General features: G+C 71.8%; 11 protein-coding genes. 3 read left to right on the top strand and 8 right to left on the bottom strand.

The genetic code is table 11. The features are described 5' to 3' along the window. Nucleotides 1-825, top strand: an 825-nt coding sequence (locus tag ABIA36_RS18805) for a PKD domain-containing protein (RefSeq protein WP_369964099.1), incomplete at its 5' end; no start/stop codon positions are given. Here the strand turns inward: ABIA36_RS18805 and ABIA36_RS18800 are convergent. Further along, nucleotides 803-1,771, bottom strand: a complete 969-nt coding sequence (locus tag ABIA36_RS18800; protein WP_369964098.1) for a glycosyltransferase family 2 protein — start codon at nt 1,769-1,771, stop codon at nt 803-805. The two genes, ABIA36_RS18805 and ABIA36_RS18800, sit on opposite strands and share 23 nt — an antisense overlap. 1 nt (nt 1,772) lies before the next feature. Between ABIA36_RS18800 and ABIA36_RS18795 the strand changes: the two genes are divergently transcribed. Further along, entirely contained in the window at nt 1,773-2,717 is a 945-nt protein-coding gene (locus ABIA36_RS18795) for a glycosyltransferase family 2 protein (RefSeq protein WP_369964097.1), read from the top strand. On the opposite strand, the gene ABIA36_RS18790 is transcribed toward ABIA36_RS18795, so the two are convergent. From ABIA36_RS18790 to ABIA36_RS18765, 6 genes are all read right to left on the bottom strand, one after another. Beyond that, nucleotides 2,693-3,748, bottom strand: a complete 1,056-nt coding sequence (locus tag ABIA36_RS18790; RefSeq protein WP_369964096.1) for a glycosyl transferase — start codon at nt 3,746-3,748, stop codon at nt 2,693-2,695. The two genes, ABIA36_RS18795 and ABIA36_RS18790, sit on opposite strands and share 25 nt — an antisense overlap. Further along, nucleotides 3,745-5,043 (bottom strand): hypothetical protein, encoded by a 1,299-nt coding sequence (locus ABIA36_RS18785; protein ID WP_369964095.1) that lies wholly within the window; start codon nt 5,041-5,043, stop codon nt 3,745-3,747. Before ABIA36_RS18785 ends, ABIA36_RS18790 begins: the two co-directional genes overlap by 4 nt. Before the next feature lie 57 nt (nt 5,044-5,100). Further along, the gene (locus ABIA36_RS18780) at nt 5,101-6,441 is read right to left on the bottom strand and encodes a lipopolysaccharide biosynthesis protein (RefSeq protein ID WP_369964094.1); all 1,341 of its coding nucleotides are present in this window, start codon (nt 6,439-6,441) and stop codon (nt 5,101-5,103) included. Between the two features lie 26 nt (nt 6,442-6,467). Then, nucleotides 6,468-7,553, bottom strand: coding sequence for a glycosyltransferase (locus ABIA36_RS18775; RefSeq protein ID WP_369964093.1), 1,086 nt, complete (start codon nt 7,551-7,553; stop codon nt 6,468-6,470). Nucleotides 7,554-7,555: 2 nt separating this feature from the next. After that, a complete protein-coding gene (locus ABIA36_RS18770) occupies nt 7,556-9,151 on the bottom strand; it encodes a polysaccharide biosynthesis tyrosine autokinase (protein WP_369964092.1) in 1,596 nt (531 codons plus the stop codon). A 62-nt stretch (nt 9,152-9,213) separates the two neighbouring features. Further along, nucleotides 9,214-10,380 carry a glycosyltransferase gene (locus ABIA36_RS18765; protein WP_369964091.1) on the bottom strand — a complete coding sequence of 389 codons (1,167 nt, stop codon included), beginning with the start codon at nt 10,378-10,380 and terminating at the stop codon, nt 9,214-9,216. Nucleotides 10,381-10,497: 117 nt separating this feature from the next. On the opposite strand from ABIA36_RS18765, the gene ABIA36_RS18760 reads away from it, so the two are divergent. Beyond that, nucleotides 10,498-11,124 (top strand): hypothetical protein, encoded by a 627-nt coding sequence (locus ABIA36_RS18760; protein WP_369964090.1) that lies wholly within the window; start codon nt 10,498-10,500, stop codon nt 11,122-11,124. A gap of 82 nt (nt 11,125-11,206) precedes the next feature. Here the strand turns inward: ABIA36_RS18760 and ABIA36_RS18755 are convergent, their stop codons facing one another. Continuing rightward, complete coding sequence (locus ABIA36_RS18755) at nt 11,207-11,815, bottom strand: hypothetical protein (protein ID WP_369964089.1); 609 nt, start codon at nt 11,813-11,815, stop codon at nt 11,207-11,209. Nucleotides 11,816-11,871 lie beyond the last annotated feature (56 nt).

Here is an 11,871-nt window from a genome sequence, read left to right as displayed (position 1 = left end):
GGGACGAGCTCCAGCGACCCGGACGGCACGATCGCGTCGTACGCGTGGAACTTCGGTGACGGCTCGACCGGCACCGGGGCGACGGCGTCGCACACGTACGCGGCGGCCGGGACGTACACGATCACGCTGACCGTCACCGACAACCAGTCAGCGACGGGCACCACGTCCAAGCAGGTCGTGGTCACCGCCACCACCGGCGCCGTGCTCGCCGCGGACGCCTTCGGCAGGACGGTCGCCAACGGCTGGGGCACGGCGGACACCGGCGGCGCCTGGACCGCGACCGGGACGGCGGCGAACTTCGCCGTCGGCAACGGCGTCGGGTCCATCGCGGTCCCGGTGGGCATGACCCGCGCCGAGCGGCTGGCCGCAGTCTCCTCGGCGGCGTCGGACGTGCAGGCGTCCTTCACCGTCGACCGGGCGGCGACCGGCGGCGGCCAGTACGTCGGGGTGAACGGCCGGCAGGTCGGCAGCACGGCGTTCTACGGCCGGGCCTGGATCAAGGCCGGCGGCGCCGTCCAGATCCAGATCCTGGAGGGCGGGACCACGCTGAAGGCGCTCAACGTCACCGGGCTCACCTGGACGCCGGGCATGGTGCTCAACGTCCGGATGACCACGGTCGGCAACGGGACCACCACCACGATGAACGCCAAGGTCTGGGATGCCTCCCAGGCCGAGCCGGCGACCTGGCAGGTGACGGCCACCAGCACCACGGCCGCCATGCAGCCCGCCGGCAGCGTCGGCGTCGTCGCCTACGTCTCCTCCTCGGCGACGGACCCGACGACCAACGTCACCGTGGACAACTTCAGCGCGAAGACGGCTCAGTAGTCCTCGGACGGTCAGGATGGCGGGGAGTGCGGGACAGGCGAAGGCCGTCCCGGACTCCCCGCCATCCGGCGCGTACGGCCTCCGTCGAGGTCAGGAACTGCCGGCGGCCGCCCTGCAGCAGGATCTCCCACGCGACCGGGACAGTGGAGCGCCGCCACGCGCGGACGGTCTCCGGCGGCAGGTTCCTGGCCGCGAACAGCAGCCGGTTCCGGATGTTGTAGTAGTAGTAGGTCCCGGACTTGCGGGCGCCGGAGTGCGACCCGTCCGTGCCCTGCGTGCCGCCCTCGTCGTGGACGGCGGTGGCCTCCTCGACGAGCGCGAGCGTCCCGCCGGCGCGGGTGACGCGCAGCGACAGGTCGACGTCCTCCCAGTAGAGGAAGTACTCGTCGGCGAACCCGCCCACGGCGTCCCAGAGCTCGGCGGTGACGAACAGGCACGCGCCGCTCAGCCACGGTACCCGCTCGCCCGGCACGGTGCCGCGGCGGACGGCGGACCGGATGCGGCCGTCCCGGAGGTACACGTCGGAGCCCACCGACCAGGGCGAGCCGTCCGAGCGCCGGACCACCGGCGAGAGCAGGGCGAGCGGCTCGGCGGCGGAACGCGCGGCCAGCGCCTCGAGGCTCGCGCGGTCGATCGTGGCGTCCGGGTTGATCAGGAGGAAGCGGCGGGCGCCGAGCCCCCGGGCGCGGGCGACGCCCGCGTTCATCCCGGTGCCGAAGCCGAGGTTCCGCTCGGAGGCGACGACGTCCCAGCCGCGCGGGGAGGCGAGCGCGCGCAGGGCGGCCAGCTCCTCCGGCGTGGAGAAGTTGTCGACGACCACCACCACCGCCTCCGGAGCCGACGCCGCCACGGCGCCCAGCGTCCGGTCGAGCAGGGCGGACGACCCGTAGTTCACCACGACGATCGCGAGCCCGTCGAGCTCGCTGGGAAGGCCTGAGGCTGCCATGATGACAATCGTGCACCACATCGTCCTCGCTGTGCTCACCTTCCGCCGGCCCACCGACATCCGGGCGATCCTGCCCGTGCTCGCGCGGGAGGCGGCCTCGGTCGCGGGCACCGGCGTCGAGGTGCGCGTCCAGGTGGTCGACAACGACCCGGACGGCAGTGCGGCGGACGCGGTCGGCGAGGTCGCCCGGCAGCTCGACGTGCGCGTCGACTACGTCGTCGAGCCGACACCGGGGATCTCGGCCGCGCGCAACCGCGCCCTCGCGGCCGCTGCCGACGACGACCTGCTGATCTTCATCGACGACGACGAGCGTCCGGAGCCCGGCTGGCTCGCCGCGCTCCTGGCGACGTGGCGGGCCACCGGTGCGGAGGCGGTGGTCGGCCCGGTGACCTCGACGTTCGAGGTCGCCCCCGACGCGTGGATGGAGGCCGGCGGCTTCTTCGTCCGCCGGCGCCTGGCGACCGGGACGGAGGTCGCGGTCGCCGCGACGAACAACCTCCTGCTCCGGCTCGACTTCGTGCGGGAGCACGGCCTCCGCTTCGACCTCGACTTCGGCATCACCGGCGGCGACGACACGATGTTCACGCGCGAGCTGGTGCGGGCGGGAGGCCGCATCGTCTGGTGCGCGGAGGCCATGGTGGTCGACGTGGTGCCCGCCGCGCGGGTCACGCATCGCTGGGTGATGCTGCGCGCGTTCAGCAGCGGCAACAGCTGGTCGACGACGTCGGCGAAGCTCGCGGGCACGCCCGCCGAGCGGATGCGGGCGTTCTGGGTCTCGAGCGTATCCGGCGCCGCGCGCGTCGTGCTGGGGTGCCTGCGGGTGGCGGCCGGGATCGTGCTGCGGTCGCTCCGCCACCGGGCCAGGGGAGCGCGGACGATCGCCCGCGGCCTCGGGATGCTCTCCGGCGCGTTCGGGTACGGCTACCAGGAGTACCGGCGCGGCTGAGGCGCCGCTGCGGCTCTGGCGCGCGCGGACGCGGGCTTCAGCGCGCGGCGGTAGGCGCTGACGTGCGCCGCGCCGACCGTCGACCAGTCCCGGGCCGAGAGGTCGGGCCGGCCGTGCGGCGGCTCCGCCCGCAGCTCGGCGAGCGTGCGATCGAGCGTGTCGGTCGTCAGCGGGGCGGCATAGCGGCGCACCCACCGGTCGCCGACCTCCCGGGCGAGAGCGCGGTTGACCTCGTTGTCCGGGACCAGCACGGGCCGGTCGAGGGAGAGTGCCGCGAGCGTCCCTCCGGAGTTGTGCATCTCGCGGTACGGCAGCACGACGAGCTGGGCGGCCGAGGCGATGCCGACGAGCTGCTCGTCGGTGAGGAACTCGAGCATGAGACCGATCCGGTCGTCGTCGCCCGCGAGCCCGGCGATCTCCGCGGCGAGCTCGGGGGTCGACGGCCGGCCGCCGACCTGCAGGCTGGCGTCCGGAGGCATGCCGGAGAAGGCCCTGACCAGGGCCTGGACGTTCTTGTAGCGCCGGATGAGGCCGAAGTACGCCAGCCGCCCGTCGACCTGCGGACGGCGCGGCACATCGCGGAACCACTCGCGGTAGTGGCCGTGCAGGATGGTCACCGCCTCCGTGCCGGGCGGCACCGGGGTGTGCTCGTTGAGCACGATCCGCAGCGTCGTGAGCCGGTCGAACCGGGTGAGCAGGAAGCGCTGCCGGCGGCCGATGCCGTCCGGCAGCTCCAGGTTGTGCACCGTCCGAACGACCGGCGTGCGCAGGATCGCGATCCGCAGCAGCAGGACGGCGGCGAGGAGCTGCCGCACGAGGGCTCGCAGGGGCGTGCGGCCCTCCAGCAGGGTCTCGGGCCAGTGCAGGTGGACGACGTCGTACCGGGTCAGCAGGGCGTTCCGCCACGAGAACGTCCGGAGCGCGACGTCCGGCTGGCGGCGGATGGCGTCCGCGAGCATGACGATGTACGGGTTGGTGGTCGGCCGTGGGTCCGGGAACGACTGCAGCACCACCAGCGGCCGGGCGGTCATGGCAGCACGCTCTTCCGCCCGTCCGCGGACTCGCGCGGAATCAGCGCGATCCCGATCAGGAGGGTGAGGAGCACGACCGACGAGTACCACGGCCCGAAGAACAGCGACCACAGCGTGCGCACGGCGAGGTAGATCAGCAGCGCGCTCGCGGTACGCGCCGCGATGGTGTGGCCGAGCCCGCGCAGCGTGTACCAGAGCAGGGCGATCGCCAGGGCGACGCCGGCGACGCCGTAGCCGGCCCAGAGGTCCCCGATCATGGAGTGCAGTTCGAAGCCGGTCCCGAACATGAAGTTGTCGACGTAGCCGTTGTTCGGCGCGTAGTTGATCGCGTGCATGCCCTGCTTGGCGACCAGGATCTGCGTCGAGTTCGCGTACACGCCCGAGCCGAAGCCGAAGGGGAAGTGCTGCACGAGCGCCGTCGTGGCGGCGAGCTCGGGCCGGCCGCCCAGGATCAGCGACCCGGAGGTGTCGATCTGCGTGATCGTCCGCTGCTGGGTCGCCTGGCCGAGCGCCCCGTCGACGATGAGGGACTGCCCGACGTTGTACGCGATGGCCGAGATCACCAGCAGCCCGAGCACGACCCGTGCCGTGGACGCGCGTCTGGTCACCGCCGTGGGCCGCATCTGCCAGACGACGAGCACGGCGGTGAGCAGGAGGATGGCGAAGCCGCTGCGGGCGTCGCTGACCATCGACAGTCCGGAGAGCGCGACGAGCATCACGAGCTCGACCGGGCGGCTGTGCCGGATCATGGCGAGACTCAGTGCGACGATGGTCACCGGGACGGCGAAGACGAACTTCCACGGGTTGCCGCCGGCCAGGATGCCGTGCGGGTCGATCCCGACGACCAGCCCGATGCCGAAGAGCAGCCCGACCGCCCAGATCGGCATCAGCGTTCGGGCCCAGAGCACGACGCCGATCGTGAGCATGGTGCCCACGAGCACGAACGTGTTCTGAAGCATGAGCCCGTTGCCCGTGTGCGTGGTGCCGTTCGCGAGGTCGGTGAGGATCATCCCGTTCAGCGCCGCCGCCAGGCCGAGGAGGATCAGCAGGACACCGCCGTGGAATCGCCGCAGCACCGGCACCCACACCGGGATCAGCAGGGTGGCGACGAGGTAGCCGGCCGTCAGGCCCTGGGGGAGCTGGATGCGGGCCCCGATGATCACGAGGGCGACCGCGGCGACCGCGCGGCCGATGGTCGCCGCCGTCTCATGCGTTCCCGCCGCTGCGCCGTTCCGCCCCGCGCGCGTGCTCGCGGGCGCGGCGACGCGCTGCGGAGACGGGTTCGCGAAGGCCATCGGGCGAGTCCTTTCGACCTATATTGTGAGATTATCTCATCACGTGGGGGCGGGGTCCTAGTCCCCCATCCTGGGCAGGGCGTCGTCGGATGCGGGCTCCGTCAGCGGTGCATCGGCCTCCGCCCGCCTCCGGGCGAGGTCGCGCCGCACGTACCAGAGGTTCGGGATGACCTGGCAGAGCAGCACGGCGATGGCGGAGCCGATGATCGGGCCGCCCGCACCGATGGTGAGGGTCAGCCACCACGAGATGCCGAGGTTGATCGGCACCATGATGACGATCGGCAGCACCTGGAACCTCAGCCCGCGCTGATCGGTCATGTACATCCCGATCGGGTACTTGGCGGCCTGGACGGCGACGAAGGCGATGTACCCGCCGACCAGCCAGCCGTCGAGCGTGAGCTTGCCGCTGGAGACGAACTGGGTGACCCAGGGCAGCACTGCCGTCAGGAGCAGCCCCACCACCAGGCCGCCCGCAGTGAAGACCAGGGTCGGCCGGAACGGCGACTCCACGCGCGCGGCCGAGCGGGCGCGGGCGTACACCGGCCAGAACGCGACCCCCGCGGCCGCGATCGTCTGCAGGATCATCCCGTAGAGCTGCGTCGCCAGGTTGTACTGCGCGAGCTCGGTGCCGTGCGTGAGGTGGCTGAGCAGCAGGCGGTCGGTCTGCATCGCGATCGGGAGGGCGAGCATCTGCGCCAGCATCGGCCCGGCGAGCCCGAAGGCCGCCACGTTCGGCTCGCTCCGGACGCGGGGCACCGCGCGGAACGCGGCGCCGACCTGCGGGTGCAGCGAGCGCGCGGCGAGCACCAGGCAGATCACCGAGACCAGGCCGCCGGCGATGTAGGAGAGGACGGCGAGGAAGCTGTCCGCCGGGACGGCCAGCACGATCAGCACGGCGATGGAGAGGAACATGAACGGCGCGACCACGAACTGCGTCGCCGTCTGCAGGGTGGTCTTGTCGAGCCCGACCAGGATGCGCTGGCCGACGGTCAGCGGCAGCGTGATCCCGAACACCGCCAGGCAGAGGAACGCCGCGATGCTCCCCGAGCCCGGCGTGAGCCCAGAGCCGAGGATCGCCGGCCACCAGCCCAGCAGCGTGATCGCGAGGGCGACGAGCGCGATGATCCCGCCCGCGACGATGAGGATGCGCAGGGCGGTGGTGATCGAGCGCCGCACCATCGGGTCGGTCCGCGGCGCCGCCGAGCCGGCGATGGCGTTGATCACGACGGCGGCCATGCCGAGGTCGGCGAACGGGAGCAGCGTCGAGAGTGTGGAGAGCAGGCCGTACTGCGCGTAGGCCGCCGTCCCGAAGTGCGTGATGATCAGGCGGCTCGTGAAGATGCCGATGAGCCCGGAGGCGCCCATCACGAGCACCTTCGTCAGCGCGGTGGAGGACACTGCGCGAGAGACGCCGAGCCCGCGTCTCATGCGGTGGCGCGCTCGAACAGCCACTGGTCGGCCGCCCGTCGGCCGTCCACGGGGGGAAGCGAGTGGAGGACGTCCTCCGGCGTGCGGGGGTCGTCGAGCGCCGCGATCAGCGCGGCGGCAAGGGTCTCGGCTCCGGAGACCGAGGGGACCACGTGATGACCCTCCGTCTCCAGCCAGGAGCTGAGGCCGCTCTCGCGGGTGGTGACGATCACGCAGCCGTTGGCGAGGCCTTCGACGATCGGGAGGCCGACCTGCTCGCGCCAGCGTGCGCGCGGCTGAGACGGCAGCGCCAGGGCCTTGATCGACCGGAGCGCGTCCGGGATCGCCGAGCGCGGCGGGTCCACGGTCAGCTCGATCGACGGGTCGTCCGCGGCGGCCTCCTCCGCGAGCTCCTGCAGCGGGCCCTTCCCCAGGAGCACGAGCCGGGCGGACGGGCGGGCCGCACGCACCAGGGGCCACGCCGCGAGCAGCTCCCTGAGTCCCTTGCGCTCGTCGAACGCGCCGAGGAAGCCGACGACGGCCTCGCGCGGTCCGGTGGCGGCGCCCTCGGCCGGTGCGGGGAGGGCGGGGATGATGCGCGTCGACTGGCGCCGGCCGGGAGCGAAGATGTCGTGGTAGAGGTCCCAGGACGCGTCGGTGCCGAACGCGAGCCGGTCGATGTTGCGGTGGACGTACCGGGCGAGCCGCATCCGGCCCCAGCGGCCGAGACGCCCGCGCGTCCCGGCGGGCAGCGGCGGCTCGAGGTTCTCGATGGCGTAGCTCACGATCGAGGTGTGGCTTCCGCGCAGCAGGTCGAGCATCCGGACGGCGGCGACGGAGAGGGCGGTGCGCCGGGCGGCCGAGAGCATCAGGGGCTCGTTGACCTCCAGGGTCGCGACGTGCGACCGGGCGATGATGCGCGCCGCCGTCAGGTCGCCCGCCTGGGTCAGGTCGAGGCCGGGCTCGAGCGACGGGTCGTAGTCGTAACGCCGGTCGCGGTAGATGATGGTCGCCGGCTCGAAGTCATGGGCGCGCTCGAGGTGCGCCGATCGGACGACTTCGTACAGCCGCACATCGTGATGTGCGGTCCGGGTGGCGGTCATGGTCAATCGCGTCCCGACCGCACCGCGTTCTCCGCAGGCACAGCGTTCTCGTCCACCATGGGGTCGTCGTCCGGAACGGTGTCGCGTGCTGCCTCGGACTGTTCCTTCGGCTCGCGGGCGGCCGTGCGCGCCTTGGCGCGGTGCGTGGCCTCCGCGGCAGCGGGCAGCGCATCCCGCACGCCCCAGCCCGCGGCGCGATCGGCTCGCGCGGAGGTGCCCGCCCGGCGGGCCGCGGACGTCGACCGGGAGACGTTCGCCGCCGGGGTGACGTAGGCGTTGTACGGGCTCCGCGGGGCGGCGGGGACGAAATTGAGCACCGCGCCGAGCACGGGGGCGTTGACCCGCTGCAGCGACTCGAGGGCGAGCTGGAGGTCGTGCCGGTGCGTTCCGTTGTAGCGGACCGTGATGAGGGCGCCGTCGGTCAGCCGGGCCAGCGGCAGGGTGTCGGTCACGGTGAGCAGCGGAACCGAGTCGAAGACGACGAAGTCGTACTCGGCTGCCATGGTCCGCACGAGGTCGGAGAAGGCGGTGGAGCTGAGGAGCTGGCTCGGATTGGAGGGGATCGTGCCAGAGGCCAGCACATCGAGATTCGGAGCACCCCACTGCTGCACGGCCTCGGAGAGCGAGGCGCGCCCGACGAGCACCGAGGTGAGGCCGACCGAGCCCTCGATCTGGCAGAGGCCGGCGACGGAGGGCCGCCGCAGGTCGGCGTCGACCAGCAGCACGCGCCCGACGCGCTCCGCCATCGCGAGGGCGAGGTTGATGGACACGGTGCTCTTGCCGTCGTCGACGGAGGGCGAGGAGACGACCACGACCCGGATCGACCGGTCGAGGTCGGCGAACTCCAGATTGGAGACCAGTCCGCGGTAGGCCTCCGCCTCGGCCGAGGCGGGCGACGCGAGCACCGCCAGCGGGTCGGTGCGTCGCCGGCCGCGCGGGATGCGGCCCAGCACGGGCAGTTCGGCCACGTTCTGGATGTCCTGGCTGGTGCGCACGCGCGTGTCGAGGAGCTGCCGGGTGACGGCGTAGATGAGTCCGAGCGCGAGGCCGGCCCCGGCGCCGAGGATGATCGCGAGCGTCCTGTTCGGTGAGATCGGCACCTTCGGCAGCGTCGCCGGTGCGATGACGGACGTCGTGATCGCGGGCTGGTGGCTGGTCGTCACCGGGGCGATCGCGCTGATCGCCCTCGAGAGCGAGGTGGTCACCGCTCCGGCGATCTTCTGGGCCATCGCCGGGTCGGGGTCGTCGGCGGAGATGTTGATGATCACCGTGTTGATCGGGGTGTCCGCCGTGATCTTCGAGGAGAACGCTCCGATGTTCCCGGTGTACCCCACGGCGTCCATCGCGGGCCGGAGGACGCTGTCGGTGGTCGCGAGCGCGGCGTACGACTGCACGACGTTCTGGGCGAACGTCGACCCCTGGAGGAGTTCGGAGGTGTTGTCGCCCTGGCGGGCGGAGATGAACACGCTCGAGGATGAGCGGTAGATGGGAGTGATCTGCGAGGAGATGGCGAACCCGAGCGCACCGCCGATGAGGGTCAGTGCGACGATCGTTATCCAGCGCTTGCGGATCGCTGTGAGGTACTGATGCAGGTCCACGATCGGTGGTCCTCTCGGTCGGGTGCGTTAACCGTAGGCCCCGCCGCCTTGTTGAGTAAAGCTCAAAATTGACCCCCGTCGTGGGGGTCGACCCGATCGATCACCGCCAGGATGGCGGCGTCGTAGCGTTCGCGGGAGTGCCGTCCGGCGGCGTCGTCGCGCGCGGACTCGGCGCTCCGCCGGAAGAAGTCCCAGTCGTCTGCGATCCGCTCCACGGCGTCGGCGACCGCCGCGGCGTCGCCGGGCCGGACGAAGACGGCCGACGGATAGCCGGCCGCCGCCTCCCGCAGGCCCGACGTCTCCGAGACCACGACCGGCCGGCGTGCGAGCACCGCCTCCACGGCCGTGTTGCCGAACGGCTCGTCGAGCCGGGAGGGAACCAGGGCGATGTCCGCCGCGGCCAGCTCGTCCCACACGCTCGGCCGGAAGCCGAGGAAGCGCACCCGCTCCCCGAGCCCGTTGTCGGCGACGTACCGATGGAGCCGCTCCGCGAACCACTCGTAACCGTCGAAGACGTCGCCGACGATGTCCAGGACGGCGTCCCTGCCGCGGTCGACGAGCAGCTTGACGGCCTCCACACAGAGGTCGACGCCCTTGCGCTCCGAGAGGCGGCCGACGTACACCAGCCGGATCGGACCGGTCAGCGCCTCCCGGGGCGGCGTCGAGGCGGGAGGCCCGTCGACGGCGTTGAGCACCACCGTGGTGCGCGCGCCGAGCGACGGATACGGCTCCGCGAGCACGCCCGCGCTGAAGTCGCTGTTCGTGGCGATCGCCCGGGCGAGCAGGAGCGGAGTGGAGAGGGCGCGCTTCATGATCGGCCGTGCGGCCGCCTCGGCTTCGTGGACGTGGCACACCGCCGCGCGGCCGCTCAGCCGGGCAGCGACGAGCCAGACGGGGATGGTCAGCGTGCTCACGTAGACCGTGGTCACCCGATTGCGGCGGATCAGCCGGATCGCGCGGCCGATCGCCGCGGGCAGCGCGACAGCGAGCTCGGCCAGTCCGGACGCGGAGAGAAGCCGCTTGCGGAGCACGGGGAAGGGGACGATCTCGGCGACGGCCCCGCGCCGGCGGGCCTCCGCCAGCAGTGGACCGTCGGCCGGCACCGTCACGACGACGCGCTCGCCGCGGGCGGTGAGGGCGGCCACGGTCTCCAGCATCACGCGATCCGAGCCGTAGAGCTCCGCGCTCGGGTGCGCGACGAGCACCGATCGTCGCCGGGTGGTGGCCATCTGGTCTCCTGCGATCGCTGACGGGACACGCGGAATCGGTCGACTCTATCGCGGTGCGCCCTGGGGGAGGTATCCTCCCTTACAATACTGAGCAATCTTCAAAAAGAGGGAGTGCTCATGCCCGTCATCGTCGTGGTGTGCACCGCGAACGTGTGCCGTTCGCCTCTGGCGGCGGCGATCCTCGACGCAGGACTGCGGTCGTCCTACCCGGGAACCCTCACGCTGCTGAGTGCGGGGACTGCGGTGCGCGACGAGCAGGAGCTCTGCGCCTCGACCGTCCGTCAGCTCGCGGCCCGGCGCATTCCGGGCTACGTCGCCGAGCGCTCGCGTGCGGGCCAGCTCGACACCGGGCTGGTCGACACCGCGGACCTCATCCTCACCGCCGACACGGCGCAGCGCGCCATCGTCGCCCAGCTCTCCACCGCGGCGCGTTCGCGGACCTTCACGCTGCGGGAGGCGACCTACCTGCTGGAGGGCGCCGCCCGGCTGCGTGCCAGCGAGCCGGAGCCCCTCGACTTCTCCGAGTCCGTCGAACGGCTCAACACGCTGCGCGCGACCATCGTCACGCCGGGCAGCGGCCGGGGCAGGGGGTTCGGGGGACCGGGCCGGCGCCGCCACCCGCTGGACATCGTCGACGGGCACCACAAGGGACCGAAGTCGCACGCGGATGTCGTGCACGAGGTCACGGCCGCGGCGGAGGAGCTGTCCCGGCTGTTGCGGGAGGATGCGGCCGTGCCGGTGTGAGGGCCGGTGTTCCACTGTCCGGTGCCCCACTGTCCACACGACGGCGGGCGATTCCGGACGGAGCCGGTGCGGCGTATGCGGATCAGCCCCAGAGGAACCTTTCATCCGTGTCATCCGTGGGGGCGGAGGCGGTTGGCGACGGTGGGGGTGTGCTGGGGGTGGGAAGCAGCGAGTTCAGTCTCTCTTGCACACGCTCCTCGGCCCACGTGTCGATGGAGGGGTGGGTGGAGCACTCCGACGAGACGTGGACCGACACTTGATTGCTGGTCGCGGTGAGTCCGTAGTAGACGCCGTCTGGTCGTGTGGCGCGGATCGCGATGTCCATCTTGCCGGAGGGGGAGGTCCAATCGACCGTTCGAACGATGGTGAATCCTTGGCTTTCCCAGTACGTGGTGAGTTTGTCCGCGATCGGGTGCGGGTCATCCTCGAACGCGGCATGCCTAACCACAGCCTCAACCTGGTGAGCGCTCTTCGCTCCGACCGTCCCGCACGGCAGCAGGCCGACTTCCTCCGCGGTCGGGTCCCAGGGCTTGTTGTCCAGGATCGCGCCGCGGTACCAGCCTTCGGTGTTGCCGGTGGCGGCGATGGCGGCGTTGGTGAGGTCGGCCCATTGGGTCAGTAGTTCGGTGATCGTCTTCTGCGGGGTGCCCGGGGATTGTGGGATGGGGTCGCTTAGAGCGTGAACAGACATACAACCTCCTAGGAGAGATACCGTCACGGCTGCGACGATTGCCAGGCCGCACGATG

Origin of the sequence: Leifsonia sp. EB34 (genome assembly GCF_041260585.1) — a bacterium.
Taxonomy (GTDB): Bacteria; Actinomycetota; Actinomycetes; order Actinomycetales; family Microbacteriaceae; genus Leifsonia.
This window is presented reverse-complemented; position numbering and strand designations above follow the sequence as displayed.

Excerpts from the sequence above, each read along its gene's own strand:
- ABIA36_RS18765 (WP_369964091.1), bottom strand. The coding sequence starts at position 10,380 with ATGGCCACCACCCGGCGACGATCGGTGCTCGTCGCGCACCCGAGCGCG.
- ABIA36_RS18775 (WP_369964093.1), bottom strand. The coding sequence starts at position 7,553 with ATGACCGCCACCCGGACCGCACATCACGATGTGCGGCTGTACGAAGTC.
- ABIA36_RS18755 (WP_369964089.1), bottom strand. The coding sequence starts at position 11,815 with ATGTCTGTTCACGCTCTAAGCGACCCCATCCCACAATCCCCGGGCACC.
- ABIA36_RS18800 (WP_369964098.1), bottom strand. The coding sequence starts at position 1,771 with ATGGCAGCCTCAGGCCTTCCCAGCGAGCTCGACGGGCTCGCGATCGTC.
- ABIA36_RS18790 (WP_369964096.1), bottom strand. The coding sequence starts at position 3,748 with ATGACCGCCCGGCCGCTGGTGGTGCTGCAGTCGTTCCCGGACCCACGG.
- ABIA36_RS18795 (WP_369964097.1), top strand. The coding sequence starts at position 1,773 with ATGACAATCGTGCACCACATCGTCCTCGCTGTGCTCACCTTCCGCCGG.
- ABIA36_RS18785 (WP_369964095.1), bottom strand. The coding sequence starts at position 5,043 with ATGGCCTTCGCGAACCCGTCTCCGCAGCGCGTCGCCGCGCCCGCGAGC.
- ABIA36_RS18760 (WP_369964090.1), top strand. The coding sequence starts at position 10,498 with ATGCCCGTCATCGTCGTGGTGTGCACCGCGAACGTGTGCCGTTCGCCT.